15 protein-coding genes are annotated in these 16,246 nt (G+C 38.0%); 10 read left to right on the plus strand and 5 right to left on the minus strand.

What is annotated here, in order from left to right; translation table 11 throughout:
• The first annotated feature begins 199 nt into the window (after window positions 1–199).
• On the plus strand, window positions 200–1,543 hold the full coding sequence (locus tag H7992_RS11665; RefSeq protein WP_187047665.1) for an AAA family ATPase: 1,344 nt from the start codon (window positions 200–202) through the stop codon (window positions 1,541–1,543).
• Window positions 1,530–2,261, plus strand: a complete 732-nt coding sequence (locus H7992_RS11670) for a hypothetical protein (RefSeq protein WP_067208802.1) — start codon at window positions 1,530–1,532, stop codon at window positions 2,259–2,261. Before H7992_RS11665 ends, H7992_RS11670 begins: the two co-directional genes overlap by 14 nt.
• 114 nt (window positions 2,262–2,375) lie before the next feature.
• Here the strand turns inward: H7992_RS11670 and H7992_RS11675 are convergent, their stop codons facing one another.
• Window positions 2,376–3,536, minus strand: coding sequence for an iron-containing alcohol dehydrogenase (locus tag H7992_RS11675; protein WP_187047867.1), 1,161 nt, complete (start codon window positions 3,534–3,536; stop codon window positions 2,376–2,378).
• A 568-nt stretch (window positions 3,537–4,104) separates the two neighbouring features.
• Here H7992_RS11675 and H7992_RS11680 point away from each other — a divergent pair.
• Entirely contained in the window at window positions 4,105–4,569 is a 465-nt protein-coding gene (locus H7992_RS11680) for a DinB family protein (RefSeq protein WP_067213926.1), read from the plus strand.
• A gap of 819 nt (window positions 4,570–5,388) precedes the next feature.
• Here the strand turns inward: H7992_RS11680 and H7992_RS11685 are convergent.
• The gene (locus tag H7992_RS11685) at window positions 5,389–6,294 is read right to left on the minus strand and encodes a TIGR01777 family oxidoreductase (protein ID WP_187047666.1); all 906 of its coding nucleotides are present in this window, start codon (window positions 6,292–6,294) and stop codon (window positions 5,389–5,391) included.
• Between the two features lie 286 nt (window positions 6,295–6,580).
• Between H7992_RS11685 and H7992_RS11690 the strand changes: the two genes are divergently transcribed.
• The 7 genes from H7992_RS11690 (at window position 6,581) to H7992_RS11720 (ending at window position 13,152) form a co-directional block, all read left to right on the plus strand.
• Complete coding sequence (locus H7992_RS11690) at window positions 6,581–6,916, plus strand: hypothetical protein (protein WP_187047667.1); 336 nt, start codon at window positions 6,581–6,583, stop codon at window positions 6,914–6,916.
• 122 nt (window positions 6,917–7,038) lie between these two features.
• Window positions 7,039–7,245, plus strand: a complete 207-nt coding sequence (locus H7992_RS11695) for a cysteine-rich CWC family protein (protein ID WP_187047868.1) — start codon at window positions 7,039–7,041, stop codon at window positions 7,243–7,245.
• A 22-nt stretch (window positions 7,246–7,267) separates the two neighbouring features.
• Window positions 7,268–7,690 carry a DUF1801 domain-containing protein gene (locus tag H7992_RS11700; RefSeq protein ID WP_187047668.1) on the plus strand — a complete coding sequence of 141 codons (423 nt, stop codon included), beginning with the start codon at window positions 7,268–7,270 and terminating at the stop codon, window positions 7,688–7,690.
• A gap of 232 nt (window positions 7,691–7,922) precedes the next feature.
• Entirely contained in the window at window positions 7,923–9,362 is a 1,440-nt protein-coding gene (locus H7992_RS11705) for a PTS mannitol transporter subunit IIBC (RefSeq protein ID WP_187047669.1), read from the plus strand.
• An 88-nt stretch (window positions 9,363–9,450) separates the two neighbouring features.
• Window positions 9,451–11,541 (plus strand): BglG family transcription antiterminator, encoded by a 2,091-nt coding sequence (locus H7992_RS11710; protein WP_187047670.1) that lies wholly within the window; start codon window positions 9,451–9,453, stop codon window positions 11,539–11,541.
• Window positions 11,542–11,558: 17 nt separating this feature from the next.
• On the plus strand, window positions 11,559–11,996 hold the full coding sequence (locus H7992_RS11715) for a PTS mannitol transporter subunit IIA (protein WP_067208818.1): 438 nt from the start codon (window positions 11,559–11,561) through the stop codon (window positions 11,994–11,996).
• 1 nt (window position 11,997) lies between these two features.
• Entirely contained in the window at window positions 11,998–13,152 is a 1,155-nt protein-coding gene (locus H7992_RS11720) for a mannitol-1-phosphate 5-dehydrogenase (protein ID WP_187047671.1), read from the plus strand.
• Window positions 13,153–13,370: 218 nt separating this feature from the next.
• Here H7992_RS11720 and H7992_RS11725 read toward each other — a convergent pair whose 3' ends face one another.
• The 3 genes from H7992_RS11725 to H7992_RS11735 form a co-directional block, all read right to left on the minus strand.
• Window positions 13,371–14,657 (minus strand): L-lactate MFS transporter, encoded by a 1,287-nt coding sequence (locus tag H7992_RS11725; protein ID WP_255428657.1) that lies wholly within the window; start codon window positions 14,655–14,657, stop codon window positions 13,371–13,373.
• Between the two features lie 187 nt (window positions 14,658–14,844).
• A complete protein-coding gene (fdhD, locus tag H7992_RS11730; RefSeq protein WP_187047673.1) occupies window positions 14,845–15,660 on the minus strand; it encodes a formate dehydrogenase accessory sulfurtransferase FdhD in 816 nt (271 codons plus the stop codon).
• A complete protein-coding gene (locus H7992_RS11735) occupies window positions 15,647–16,021 on the minus strand; it encodes a Na-translocating system protein MpsC family protein (protein ID WP_187047674.1) in 375 nt (124 codons plus the stop codon). Before H7992_RS11735 ends, fdhD begins: the two co-directional genes overlap by 14 nt.
• Window positions 16,022–16,246 lie beyond the last annotated feature (225 nt).

The raw sequence follows: 16,246 nt of genomic DNA on the forward strand, positions 1-16,246 counted from the left end.
TACTCAGTCAATACACCCTAATTTCACTACAGCTTCCAATTGCTAGCCTGAATAACTTATGACAAGTAAGAGCATATTGATAAGTAAATTACATTTTCACCGCCGATAAACGCATTTAATAATTTACTCTTTAAATGCATTTATCATTGAAAGTAAATGAATATCTTCATTTTATGTAGAAATTCATAGGAGGACCTCCATGAAAAGTATTGTCAGGGTAACCAAAGTAGAAATAACTAATTTGAAAAACGTTAAAAATGGTGAGTTTCACACAAATTCAACTTTCAATACATTGGAGAAAGCTGATGTCATAGGGTTTTATGGTCAAAATGGTTCTGGGAAAACTGCGGCAGTGGAAGCGTTCAATCTGTTAAAGACTTTATTATCAGCCAATTATAATGCTCCACTTCCCAAGCTCACATCTAATTTGCTATATTTTAATGAAAAGACTATTCGTTTATTGTTTCAATTTATTGTTGAAAATCAATTCGGTGAATTCTACGTTAACTATTCAGTTTCTTTGACGGCGGGAAAAGGAAGGTATCAAGTTGTCGAAGAACAAGTAGTATATCGAGAAAATAAGGAAAATGAGCCATTCAAAGTTCTAATTTCGAAAACTGTTAAAGGATTAACGATAGGAGCTAATGAATCACATGAAATGAATGAATCTGCAAGGGTCTCAGTCATAGTAGCCAATAGAATGGCCACTAGTAACTCAACTTCTTTTGTATTTCGAGAAGAGTTAAAGGAAGTATATGAAGAGCATTTAGAAGAAACTGAAATTGAAATCATGAAAAGTCTTTCAGATGACCTTAATCGTGATTTACACATCATTGATACGATTCAATATGGTTTATTAGTTGCCAATCTTGTTATGCCTTTTAGTGTTCATTTGGAAAGAAAGCGTGGACATATACCCTATGAGATGGCGGACACAATGGTGTTACCACTGGACTTATTTAAAACGATTGACCAAGTGGTTAGTCAGACGAATATTGTCTTGCAGACCATTATCCCAGGCCTACTAATAAAGATAAGGCAGATCAATAAGCAGAAGTTGAGTGATGGCAGTGAAGGGGTTCGCTTTGAGTTTCTATCAAAACAAGGGGAGATTGAACTTCCTTTACGAAGTGAATCGGAAGGTACATTGAAAATCATTTCTATCTTAAGTACTCTTATTGCAGTTTATAATAATCCGAACGCTTGTGTTGTAATTGATGAGCTCGATGCAGGGATTTTTGAATACTTACTTGGCGAAATATTAGAAGTTCTGAACGAAAATGCACAAGGTCAACTTTTTTTCACTTCTCATAATTTAAGAATATTAGAAGTGCTTCCAATTCGAAACTTATGGTTTACGACTCTTAACGAAGAGGATAGATACCAACAATTAAAAGGGGTTGAAAGGCTAAGCAATGCACGGGATATCTATCTACGTGCAGTGCAACTGGGCGGTCAAGACGAAGAAGTCTATGCAGAAACGAATTTATATGATATTAAAACGGCATTCCGAAAAGCTGGGATTATACATGACAAATACTAAAAAGAAGGTCGTGTTATTACTTGTCGAGGGAAGCTGCGAAGAGGTATTGCTATACAATCGGTTACGCAGTCTTTTCGAGCAGCATAATATACGTTTCCATATTCAGCACGGCGATATTTTATATGACTTGGACAGGCCGGAAGAACCTATCAAGTCTGTGATTGGAAATGCAGTAAATGAATTTATGATAAAAAGTAAATTTCGTCCTGAAGATGTATTCTGTGTATTGCATATTATTGATATGGATGGCTGTTTCATCCCAGAAGATGCGATTGTTATTGATGACACCCAAAAAGAATTAACGCTTTACCACGAGGATCGAATAACTGTTCCGCATGAAAAACAAAAGCAACAAATAGCAGCTAGAAATATGGATAGAAGTACAAATATCAATATAATGAAGGCATTGGATAAGATAATTGCTGGTGAAATCGACTACCGTATGTATTACTTTTCAAGAAATTTGGAACATGTTCTATTCAAAGAACCCAATCCAGAAAAGGATAGGAAATTTCCAGAAGTAGAACGGTTTATTGAGCAGTTGGAGATACCAATTGAAGACTTTTTACAGGGATCTATGCCATTGGTAAACGGTGCAGATTCTTATAAGGAAAGCTGGGAAAAGATTTCTGAAAGGACGGCTTCATTGCAAAAATATAGTAATGTGCCTTTGTTATTCGAATTTGTTAAATTACGATCTGGCTTTCAGAGTCCATAAAATAGCGTATAGTCAGGTGTTAGTGTTCAGTTATATGACAAAGAAAAGAAATCACTTTATTTCAAAAGTGGTTTCTTTTCTATGGCTTTCTATTTGATGTATTGACCTGCAAGCTTACATAGAACGAATTAAAATATCTCTGACACTTTTTCGATCTAATTCTTTGTAAAGGCCAACCCCAGGTTTGATAAAAGTTTTATCGATAATTAATTCAATATCTTTGTCGTCAATCCCATAGTCGCTCAAACGATTGGGGGCATCGAGAGAATCCCAGAATGTACGAAGTGCTTTCGCTCCTTCTTTTGCGACTTCAATATCACTCTTGCCTTTATCAGAAATACCAAAAACGTTCATTGCCAACATTTTTACTCGGGATGGATCATCTTCAAGTACATGCTCTAACCAGTTTGGGAACAATATGGCCAGTCCTCCACCGTGTGGTATGTCATAAACAGCCGAAAGTGCATGTTCTATTCGATGAGACCCCCAGTCACCGCCATCTGTTCCATTTGACAATGTTTCATTAAATGCAGTTGTACTAATATACATCATCGTTTCACGATGTTCAAAAGAAGTTAAGTCTTCAAGTAATTTTGGTGCAGTTCGAATCGCTGTTCGGAGTAGTGATTCAATGAATCCATCGATCATAGGCGTGTTTCTTGTACGATGGAAATAACTTTCAAGAGCATGAGACATACTATCGACAATTCCATATACTGTTTGTTTACGGGACACCGAGTACGTATAAGTCGGATCCAGGATTGAAAACTGCGGGAATACATGTGGCGAACCCCAACCAAGTTTATCCTTTGTGTCCCAGTTTGAAATAACAGATATCGGATTCATTTCAGAGCCAGTTGCCGCTAATGTAAGGACAGTTCCGATTGGGAGAGCTGATGTTATCGGAGCTTTTCGAGTAATTAAATCCCAAACATCTCCGTCATACTTAGCTCCAACAGCAATAGCTTTCGTACAATCAATCGCACTTCCGCCACCGACGGCTAAAAGAATATCGATTCCCTCTGATTTGCAAATTTCAACGCCTCTATGCACCGTTGTTAAACGTGGATTTTGTTCCACACCAGGAAATTCAAATACCATGGCTTCTGCTTTAGTGAGTTCTTTCATCACATCTTCATAGACACCATTTTGCTTAATACTGCCTCCACCATAAACTAGAAGAACTTTCTTATGAGCAACTTCTGTTGATAATTGACTAATTTGCCCCCTACCAAAATATAACTTCGTCGGGTTGTGTTGTGTAAATATATTCATCATTGCACCTCTTCTTAATAAAATCTTTCATCTCGCTGCAAAGGGGGATATGAGCCCCATTTTAAAAAATCGCAGAACGATCTTTCTAGGTGGGATAAACAGCTGAGAAAAGCCCTATTAGTTCAATTAATACTTTATCACGACTTGCGTTCAATCGTCCCAAATGCTGATCTAGGGTAAGGTATGTATCACTATATCTCCTATATATGTTAAGATAATGATATCAGAAATATTGGATAATAATTTTGGCTTGGAGTCTAAAACACCCATCGAGCCTAAGTTCTTATTTTCTAACATGCTTGATGAGAAGAAAAAGTTAGCGATGGCCAATTCGTTATCGAATTGCTCCATTAGATAGTTAGTCTAGCAGGGAATTAGCAACCAAGCAAAGTGTATCGGTAGAGATTCAATCACATTCAAGCTGATGTATCGATTCAATTTCCCATTTAGTTACGGCAGTTGTCATTTAAATAATACTTTCGGGAGTGAACTATTTTTGGAGAATAATACGATATTTTTAATTGATCAAAAAGAGGGGTTAAGTCTAGAGTTCAGTAAACTGGTTTCTATGATGGATTATACTAGAGTTACAACGATTCGTGAAATCGAAAGTTTAACAGTTGAAGAATTGGATTTTCTTTATGGAGAAGAATCGAATTCAATCGGAATGTTGCTTGCTCATATGATATCGGTTGAAAAGGCATACCAAATCTTCACGTTCGAAAATCGAGATATTACAGATGATGATAGTAGTACGCTAAATCCAGGATTAGATTTAGGGAATAGTGCGCGAGATCAAATTAAAGGAAATAGCATTGATTTCTATTTGGAACAATTAGCTGAAACAAGGAACAAAACAATTGAAACGTTTAAAACATTGAAAGATGAATGGTTATTTGAACAAATGTCATTTTGGGATGGACTACCCACGAACAATTATTTTAAATGGTTTCATGTATTTGAAGACGAACTAAATCATCGAGGTCAGATTCGAATTATAAAAAAGATGATAAATAAACCTAAAGGGCGATAAAGTGAAATAGGTGTCAAGTGACAGAATCTAACGCAAACAAGATTGTTGCAAATACTAGTTTAAAAGAGAGTAGAGAAGGGTTTCATTCAAAAAAATGCAAATTGCAACTAAATATGTTGAATTAAAGAATCCCATTGAATTTACTGTGGCGCTCAATAATGAGAGAGGTGTAATTCGGGGTGTGTAGAACGCTTGACGCCTCTCGCCCTAAGCCTGGATTGGCGCTTCGCATCCAGTCTCACGGCTTCGGCTACCCCTTTGCCGCGCCTACGCTAGCGTTGTTCATTATTGAAGAGAGTTATGATTCGGAGTGTATATGCCGAGATTATAATGTGATTATTTTTTGATAGTGATTTAATTCAAGAAGGACGGACTAGAGATTGCAGGTCTCATTCCCGTAACGAAATGCTCTTTCTCACATAGTCCATCCAGCGAAGGTGCGTCTTTCTGGCTTATCGCGGGAGGCATCCACAAAGCGTCGAAGCGGTATTGGCAGGAATTTTAATTTGCTCTATGTAGTGGGGCTTTTCAGTGGCCACCCAAAAGCCTTTGTAAAGCGTATACGCCGTATTCATTTGTTCAATATATATAGTCGAAAAGCCTATCAACAGCGGAGTGAAATTATAGGACATTATCAACGAGCATGTGGTCAAAATGGTGCTGTCCCAGTCACTGACGAGTTGAAGCGGAAATACGATAGGCGACCAGCTTTTTAGATGAATTGAGGAATATGTACAGTGGAATTGAAACCCAATACTTTACGATGAAAAACGGTTCAAGGGGGTATTATTCCTTGAACCGTTTTTATGTCCATATTAATCATTGTATCTTATTAGAACTTTTTAGTATTTGTTGAAGTGCCTCCCCGATTGTACCAAATGTAAACTGAAAACCTTCCTTTTCTAATCGATCAGGAATAACCCAACGGCTTTTCAAAATCAATTCCGTTTCAGTGTTCATAAAGATGGCTCCCATTTCGAGCATCCATTTTGGCGAGGGTAATCCGATCTTTCGGTTCATCGTTTTTCGCAGTTGTGTCATGAATACTCGATTCGTGATCGGCTGGGGAGCCGAACAATTGAATATACCATTCAATTGTTCGTTGCTTTGAAGAAATAGGATGATTCGAAACACATCTTCTATATGAATCCAACTAAACATTTGATTACCTGTTCCTTGTACTCCGCCGAGCCCAAAGCGGACGAGGTTGAGGTAGGGCTCCATCACTCCACCATCCTCACCAAGGACAATAGCAATTCTTAAAGCGACTTTCCTTGTTTGGGATAGCTGAAAATCAAATAGAGATTTCTCCCAAGCTTGTGCTACTTCTACGGAGAATCCGGTTCCAATATCGCCACTAGCCTCCGTCATAGGTCGATCCTCCGCATGTCGATAAATCGTACCCGAACTCGAATTGATCCATAATGGCGGTGGATTTTTACAGGCTAGTAGAGCATTTCCAAGTATTTCTGTGGTCCCAGTTCTGGAGTCTAGGATTTCTTTTTTATTCTTCTCATTATAGCGGCAGTTGACGGACTTCCCAGCAAGATTGATGAGCATCTCGGCACCTTCTAAGGCATCTGCAATACCTACGCTATCCGTCCAAAAAAGATGATGGGGTTGTCTTGAAATGATAATTACTTCATAGCCTATATTCGTAAACTTCTCTTCAAAGTATTGACCTATAAAACCCGTTCCACCAGCTATGACTATTTTCTTTTTCATATCATCCACTCGTTTCTTGTAGTTCTTCCTAATTGGACGATGCTTTGCTCAATTATGTTGCAAAGTTAAATTTTGACTTAGAGAACCAAGTTCCCTTGTTGTTAGCATGAATTAAGCGACGAAAAATAATGAAACCGATGTTCTTATTGTGATACAATACATGCAAAGCATTTGCATAAGCAGGGGGAGTATGGCGTGTATCTTACCAATATCTGAATCAATATATTAAGGATTTCACTAGCTATATAGAAATCTATTTTCCCAGCTTAATTAGGAGGTAAATAGAATGATTTATGTAAAAGGAATTGTATCTTTTCTGTCCAACAGTAAATTACCAAAAACAAAAACATATATGAAAAACAAATTTGTAAGTATGAAAATTATTGAAATAACCGAGCGGTATTCAACTACTGAGGAAGAACAATCTGTAGTGATCACATGTAGTTTTACTGTTTCTATGGACGAAGACTATGTATGCAAATCACTTGAGGATTACAACGGAAAAGTTAAACCTTTTTTACAGAAACATATAAAAAGTTTAATTTATAGAGTAGAAATTCATCACTTAAATTATTTAAGGAAAAGTGAAATGAAATCAACTGCTCGTATATCTTCATATTAATTAATCAAAAATTTCTTCTGATGTGTAAGCAATACTAATCGTTTAGTCCTATGACCGTTTAAATGTGTGAGATATGTATAATGAGCTCTGAAATAATCTGTGTAAATAAGGGAGGTAAAATGATGGTCCAAGCATTCGATACAGCAGAAAGTTACCAATGTCCTATTTGTAAAGGCAATAATAATTGCTGTAATTCCACAGAAAAATCTCTAGGTATATGTTGGTGTAGTGGAGAGTTCTTTCCGAAAGCAATTTTCGACCTAGTACCTTACGATCAATTGAGAAAATCATGCATATGTAAAAAATGTCTAGACGAGTTCGTAGGGTGATAGAAGAGAGGGGGAATAAAATATGTACGAACAAAAAATGAAGGCAACAGACAATGATGTTATTGAATTTATTGAGAATGTAGAAAATCCGAAAAAACGTGCAGATGCTTACACGCTACTCGATATATTTAAAGAGACGACTGGCTTTGAAGCAAAAATGTGGGGACCAAGCATTATTGGTTTTGGATCGTATCATTATGTATACAAAACGGGCCACGAAGGTGACGCACCTTTGGCAGGTTTCTCTCCGCGAAAAGCAAAAACTAGTTTGTATTTTGCACCCGGAGATAGCGAACGTGATGCATTGTTGGCGACATTTGGAAAACACACTTCTGGCAAAGCATGTGTGTACATTAATAAAGTCGATGATATCGATACGAACGTATTAAAAGAGTTAATTACTCAATCGGTTACGTTTTTGCAAACACAATATCCGGAGAATTAATTACGATTTATCAGCAGATAGATATGCGTTGACCATTAACTAGAATGAGAACTGTTAATTCTGACAATAAAGAAGAGCTATGTGTATACTTAGTTCCATCAAGCACACACATGGCAACAATAGAAGTGACAAAATAGCGTTTACATTCAATTGCTTAACGAATGTAAACGCTTTATTATTGGTAGTAATCAAACAGTTGTCGCTTTATAAAAAAGGAAGGGAGTGTATGTTTATGGAAAATGAACAGCAAACAAATTCAGGATTCAAAATGAAAGTCCAACGTTTTGGAAGTTTTTTAAGTGGGATGATCATGCCGAATATCGGTGCATTTATTGCTTGGGGGATTATTACAGCATTATTTATTCCGACTGGTTGGATTCCGAACGCAAGCTTTAGTGAACTGGTAGATCCTATGATTTATTACTTATTACCAATTTTAATCGGTTTTACAGGTGGCCGTCTTGTCCATGATATTCGTGGGGGAGTCGTTGGGGCAATTGTCACAATGGGGGTTATTGTTGGAGCACCAGATGCTCCAATGTTCCTCGGTGCAATGATTGTAGGACCTTTAGGTGGATGGTCCATTAAACAATTTGATAAATTAGTTGAAGGGAAAATAAAATCAGGTTTTGAAATGCTTGTCAATAACTTTTCATCAGGTATTATTGGCTTCATTTTAGCTTTAGTTGCTTTTAAAGGAATTGGCCCAGTTGTAGAGGCGTTGAATAAAGCTCTTGGAGCAGGTGTGCAAGCGATTGTCGATGCGAATTTATTGCCAATTGCTAGCATATTGATAGAGCCAGCAAAAGTGTTGTTTTTAAATAATGCTATTAACCATGGTGTGTTAAGTCCGATTGGGCTTGAGCAAGCTACACAAACAGGTAAATCGATTCTCTTTCTATTAGAGGCCAATCCAGGACCCGGTCTCGGGATATTACTTGCGTATATGATTTTTGGTAAAGGGATGGCGAAGCAAACGGCATCAGGGGCAGGGATCATTCATTTCCTCGGGGGGATTCATGAAATTTATTTCCCTTACATTTTAATGAGACCATTGCTATTGGTTGCTGCCATTGCAGGAGGCGCTACGGGCGTATTTACATTTCAATTATTGGGAGGCGGCTTGGTTGCCACGGCATCGCCAGGTAGTATTTTTGCCATCCTTGCCATGACGCCAAAAGGTGGCTTTGTAGCTGTTATCGCGGGCGTGCTCTTTGCAACAGTTGTGTCATTCATTGTAGCATCGATCATCTTAAAAACAGGCAAGGAAACTGAAGAGGATGACTTGTTAAAAGCTACGGAAAAAACGTCTGCGTTAAAAGGTAAAGAGAGCCGTGCAGCAGACTTTATGCAACAATCGTTTGCTGAAGAAGCTGTTCAAGAAGTGTCATTTGCAAATGTCGAAAGTATTATTTTTGCATGTGATGCAGGCATGGGTTCCAGCGCAATGGGTGCCTCAATTTTGAGGAATAAAGTGAAAAAAGCTGATATTGATGTTGCGGTTTCGAATATGGCTATCAGTAACTTACCGCCCGATGCGGAAGTAGTAATCACTCATAAAGATCTAACTGAACGTGCGAAAGCAAAATCACCAAACGCATATCATATTTCTGTCGAAAACTTTTTAAATAGTCCGAGATACGATGAACTTCTTGAAAAACTGAAAAAGTAATGAGTGTACACTTAAACTCAGCCTAATTCGAAAGAAATTAGGCTGAGTTTTACCAATGATTATAGAGCATTTCAGTGGGGTGTTTAACGTGGATATTTCAGCTCGGGAAAAAGTTATCTTGGATGAATTGATCAACAGAAATGAAGAAGTAACAATTAAAGAGTTATCGGAGAAAATAGCAGTCAGCCCTCGGACCATTCACCGCGATTTGAATACGATAGAAAAGTTATTGCGTCCATACAACCTTGAACTTATAAGGAAAACTGGGGTTGGCATTCAGATTCTAGGGGAAGAAACAAATAAGGAAATATTAAAACAAAAGCTAAACACTTTCTCCTCTCGCGAGTATACATTGGACGAAAGGCAAACAATGATTCTTTGCACATTATATGAATCAACAGAACCTGTGAAGCTGTTTGCGCTCGCAAATGAACTAGGAGTAGCGATTGCAACGATTAGTTCAGATTTACTAAAGCTAGAGGAACAATTAAAACCCTTTCAACTTTTAATAGTGAAAAAAAGAGGGTATGGAATTAAAATAAGCGGATCCGAAAAAGCAAAACGAAGAGCAATGAGTTACGTGATTGCCAAGACTTTAAAAGAAGACGAGTTGTTTTCATTTATTAAAGAACGTATCCAGAAGAAGTTTGGGAATCACGAAAGTTCTATATCCAAACGGTTATTACATCTTGTTGATAGGAAAAAATTACTTGTTATTGAAGATGTCATGCAACAATTAAATCGAGTACTCCCATTTCCAATTACGGACAATGCTTATGTCGGACTCATCGTTCATTTAACTTTGGCAATTGAACGTATTATGTTAGGTGAAAACATTCAGATGGATACGATATATTTGGAGCAGTTAACAAAGGAACCGGAATACCATATTGCACACGAAATTATCACAAAATTAGCGACCCGTTTCCAGATTGATATCCCTAATGCTGAGATTGGATATATTACGATGCATCTTCAAGGAGCTAAGCTTCGTCATAATGAAGGACAATTACTTGAAGCTTCCAATTTGGAAACGTTCATGCAAGCGAAGAAACTGATTCAGTACATGGAAGATGCTACGGGTGAAGATTTGAAGGACAACGCGCCCCTCTTAGAAGGTCTTGTTACACATTTGAAGCCTGCGATTTATCGAATTCGACAGAATATGGGTATCACCAATCCATTGTTGAAAAATATTCGTAAAGACTATGAAGAACTGTTTCAACTAGTTAAGGATGCAGTAGGAGAAGTATTTCCAGAATTACGAGTTCCCGATGAAGAGACAGGTTACTTAGTTATGCACTTCGGATCTGTTTTACTTGGCTTGAGGGGCGAAAAGGACTTAAAAGCCTATATTGTTTGTTCTAGTGGCATTGGAACATCGAAAATGCTTGTATCGCGACTTCAACGGGAAATACCAGAAATTGCAGAAGTAGTGAATGTATCTCTATTTGAATTGAATGAACTTCAAATCTCAGATAGAGACTTAATTATTTCCACTATTTACTTACAAGATTTTACTAAGGAATATATGATCGTCAGTCCGTTTATGACACAAGAAGAAATTAAGCAAGTTCAGCTGTATGCAAGAAGGCAGATGCTTATAAAAAAACCGGTTGCCTTGTTAAATCGCGTTCGTTCAAGCGTTGATGAAATAATTAACAGAATGAAAAATATCCAATTATACACGGAAACTGTAGCCGAGTTATTATCGGGTTTTCAGCATTCATCACAAAATGAATATATGTCGATAAAAAAGTGTATACGGGTAGCATGCCATCAATTGGAAAAGCAAAAAATTATAAAAGATGATGAAATTGTAGCAAATGCTCTATTTGCAAGAGAAGCTCTTGGTGGGATAGGAATACCTGAAACAAAGCTCGCTTTATTTCACACCCGTCATGAACAAGTTCTAAAGCCTTCGTTTACGATTCAAACACTCAAAGACCCAATCGTTATGACAGCAATGGACGGAACTGATAGCGAAGTCAAGCATTTATTACTGTTGTTAGCCCCCCATCAATACCATAAACAGGGTTTAGAAGTACTGAGTTTCATTAGTGCGCTAATTATCGAAAACGAAAAAAGTGTCGAATTGTTTGAATCCAATCAGGGGACGCTTATCCATTCTTATTTGGCACAGAAATTTGAGCAGTTCATAGATGAAAAAATAAATTGACTAGAGGAGTTTTTATAATGACATTACCAATTTTATCAATCGAAAACATCGTGTTGAATCAAGTACTGGCAACAAAAGAAGAAGCAATCCGCTTAACAGGGAAAATCCTTTTTGACAGAGGCTATGTTCAGTCAAGTTATATAGAAAAAATGCTTCAACGTGAAGAAATGACATCTACGTACATGGGCAATTTTGTAGCCATTCCACATGGTACAGACGATGCAAAACAAGAAGTGAAGGAGTCAGGTATTGCGATTATTCAAGTGCCTGGGGGTGTGGATTTCGGAGATGGGAATATCGTGAAATTGATCTTTGGGATTGCTGGAAAAGGGGATGAGCATTTAGAAATCCTGTCGAATATTGCAATCGTAGTTTCTGATGAAGAAAATGTAGAAGCAATTGTGTATGCATCATCTAAAGATGAAGTCTTATCCTTCTTTGAAGGAGTGAACTAACATGATCGCTGTTCATTTTGGCGCTGGAAATATAGGAAGAGGTTTCATTGGAAACTTATTGTATCAATCCGGATTTGAAACATGCTTTGTAGATGTGAACAGCGAGCTTGTTAATTTGATAAACGAAAAAAAACACTACCGTGTTGAACTTGCAAATGAAGCTCACGAAGGACTACTTGTGAAAAATGTTCGGGCTATTAATAGTGCGACGGATCCGGAATTAGTAATCGAAACAATTGCCAAAGCCGATCTTGTAACAGCGGCGGTTGGGCCGAATGTATTGCCCTTTATCGCGGGATTACTTGCTGATGGACTTAAGGAGCGTCTCATTCAAACGGGACAACCGTTAACAATCATCGCTTGTGAAAATATGATTGGTGGAAGTGCTTTTCTTAAAGAAAAAGTATATGAAAAGTTAACTGAAGACGAAAAATCCCAATTCGATAACTGTTTTAGCTTTCCGAATGCAGCGGTAGATCGGATTGTCCCGAACCAGATAAATGAAGACAAGACAGCGGTTCAAGTGGAGCCATTTTATGAATGGGTAGTTGAGGAATCGGAGATCATTGGTGAAAATCCGCCTGTTAAAGGCATTACATTCGTTAAAGATTTGGAACCATATATTGAAAGGAAATTATATACGGTGAATACAGGCCATGCTGCCGTTGCTTACTTTGGTTATTTGGCAGGTATCAGGAGAATGGACGAAGCACTTGCGAGTGAAGAAATCAAAACTATGACTGAGAATGTCTTGCAAGAAACCGGTAAATTACTCATTGCTAAATATCAATTTAATGAGCAAGAGCATGGCGATTATATACAAAAAATTATGGGGCGGTTTGCAAATCCCTTTATATCTGATGATGTAACACGAGTGGGTCGCTCACCTTTACGTAAACTCAAATTCAATGATCGGCTGGTTGGCCCGGCAACTCAATACGTGGAGTTGTTTGACGAGACACCGACTTTCTTGGCGATGGGAATTGCAGCAGCATTGCGTTATGATTATTTGGAAGATCCCGAAGCAAAGCTCATTCAAGAAACAATTCAACGACAAGGTGTTCGTCATGCAATTGAAGCATTTACTGGATTGAAGGCTGGAACAGCTCTATTTACAGCGATTGAAGAGGGATATCAAAAACTTAAGGGAAATTAAATTACAGTAATGACATAATTGAATGATGGCTGAAAGTATAAGGAGTTGTCATCTATATAAAAAGAAGCTCATTTGCATGCAGATGAGCTTCTTTTTATATAAGAAAAAATGAAGTTAAAATCGATCTTGTTTTGTCAGGTAGAGATGGATTAGCTGCTTAAGCATTTAGAATTTGAGATGGCTATCCATGTTTTCGAGATTACTTGCGGCAGTGATAATCATCCACTTACAACTTTTTCTAAGGGCTTAAGTGCGGGTTTTTCGCCTTCCACTTGAACTTTTCTAATATCAACTCTGATTAATATGGAAATAACGAATGCAACTACAAACAAACCAGCGAAATAGAGCAAGCTGCTTTCGTAACTACCCGTCATATCTTTCATCCATGCAGCGAACATAGGCCCAGCAAGACCAGCTGCCGACCAAGCAGTTAGTATATAACCGTGGATTGCACCAAGCTGTTTCGTTCCGAAAATGTCGGCAATGTATGCGGGAATGGATGCGAAACCACCGCCATAGCATGTGTAAATGACTGCGAGCATAATTTGAAATAGCAGTGCATTTGTTGTGAAAGGCAATAGTGCAAACAAAAAGATTTGGATTACAAAAAATGTGGTATATGTGTTTTGTCTACCTATATAATCAGAAGTAGCCGCCCAGCCAAGTCTGCCGGCTCCATTAAAGATACCGAGGACCCCGACGAGTGCTGCAGCCTGTATAGTTGTCATACCGATACTGTCAATTGCGAGTGGTTTTGCGGCTGATAATATACCAATGCCACATGTGACATTAATAAAGAGCATTAGCCATAAATAGTAAAAACGTTTGGTTTTCACTGCTTCATTCGCTGTCAATTGTGCCAAGTCTCTCTTTTGTTCGATTTTTCCTGCTTTAACTTTTTCAATAAATCCAGCGGGTGCCCAGCCTTCTTCAGGCTTTTCAAGATATAAAGAGGATAAAATCATAACTAAAAAGTAAGAAACACCCAAAAAAAAGAATGTGTTTTTTAGCCCAACAGAAGTAATAAGCGCTTCCATAATTGGGCTACTAATAGCTGCAGCAAAACCGAATCCCATAATGGCAAGACCGGTCGCAAGTCCACGGCGGTCAGGGAACCATTTTACAAGAGTGGAAACTGGCGCAATGTAACCAACGCCAAGCCCAATCCCACCCAGTACCCCATAAAATAAATATAGTAATGGAAGCGAGGAAGCGCTTACAGCAAACCCGGAACCAATTACACCCGAGCCAAAACAAATAGCTGCCATGATTCCCGCTTTCCTTGGCCCATATTTCTCCACGAAGTGACCAAGAAATGCTGCAGACAGCCCCAAAAATAGAATGGCGATACTGAATGTGAGTTGTACTTGACTTGTGGACCAACCAAACTGATCGATTAATGGATTTGTAAAATTGCTCCAAGCATATACGGAGCCGATAGAAATATGAATACCAACTGCGGATGCGGCAATCAACCACCTGTTCTTCGTTTTATTCCCCTTCAAACCTTTTCCCCCTTTATGAAAATATGAAATTAAACAGATATAAACCTGTAATCCCCAAAGGTAATTTCGAGCAGCTGAGCCCCTATATTTAAATAGCCTTTTATTTACATGAAAGATGTATAATTTGTTAATGTTAGACATTTCAGTCATCTTAGCATTCATTGCCAATTTTGTCACGAATGTTTTTTTAGTGTTGAAAAATATTGTTGTTTTCTTCGATAATGATCCGATCCGGGTGAGTGTACAGATTGAATGAATTTTGCCGTATAAATCCGACTGTAGTAATTCCGAGTTCTTCTGCGAGTGTCAATGCCAATTCAGTAGGGGCTGATTTTGAAAGTACAATTTCACAGCCGATTTTTGCCACTTTCAATAAAATCTCCGATGAGATACGGCCACTAAACACAATTATTTTGTCTTTTACTGAAATAGTATTTCTTAAACAATGACCGTAAATTTTATCTAAAGCATTATGTCTGCCAATATCCATCCTTGACAGCACAATGCCAGTAGGATCACAGAGTGCTGCATTATGGACACCTCCAGTTTTATGAAACATGTCTGCTGATTGATCCATTTGCTCCATCAGAAAAAAGCAATCTTCCGGGGTAAGCGTTACATGGGTTCCTGTCATTCTTTTCACTGTTAATGCATCGTTAGCAAACACAAAACCTTGTCGGCTCATGCCGCAACAGGAGGTGATGTAGCGTTTGTTCAGCAATTTTTCGTAAAAAGGATACATCTTGTCCGTTTTGATATGGACAATACCCAATTCTTCCTGTAGAGAAATGTCTTTGATATCTTCATACTTTGGGATGACACCTTCAGATGCCAAAAAACCGACCGCCATGTCTTCGATGTACTCAGGCGAGCAAACGATTGTTGCAAATTCTTGGTCATTGATTTTGATAGTGACGGGGTGTTCGACTACAATTTGGTCTTCCTTTTTCGAGAAATATCCGTTTGAGTATCGAAAAACAGTCCGTTTCTTATCTTGTTCCATCTACTTTCCCCCCCTTGTGTTCAATTTGCCGGTCGAAAAGAAATACGGAAATTGCAATGTCCTCTTCCAATTTGATGTCCGAGAAAAGGTGGACAAATTTAGCCCCGACGAGTTCTTCCATGCCATCGGGTGGTGCTTTTTGATAGACATCTTGAATCATTCTAGTTCTTGCAGCATGGATCATTTCTTTTCCTTCTGGTGTACTGGCAATAAATTTTTCAGTTGGAGTCAAGTTCCCGTAGAGTGTTGAAATAATCATATTATCAACAAAAACCGTGTGGATTCTTTCAGGTCCCTTCCCGAATAAGTCTTTGCGTAGCTTTCTGATAATATCATTAAAATCATGTATTCTTTTTAACATGTATTTATTCCTCCTCCGTGGTAAAAGAAAATAGTTCAAAAGCTGAAAAATAGATTGTTTATTCTTTCAACTTAAAATATACTAGTGTCTAAGAGGTGTTACAGTATGAACTGCTGTGGCATTATCGAACGTTAAATAGAAATATGGATTGGTAGTTTAACATGTCCTGTTAGAAGACTATTCCACTATGAAAGTGCACTTGTCAAGTCGGTGTATTTTTTCATG

The sequence above is a fragment of the Sporosarcina sp. resist genome, from assembly GCF_014302295.1.
In the GTDB taxonomy this organism is placed as follows: domain Bacteria; phylum Bacillota; class Bacilli; order Bacillales_A; family Planococcaceae; genus Sporosarcina; species Sporosarcina psychrophila.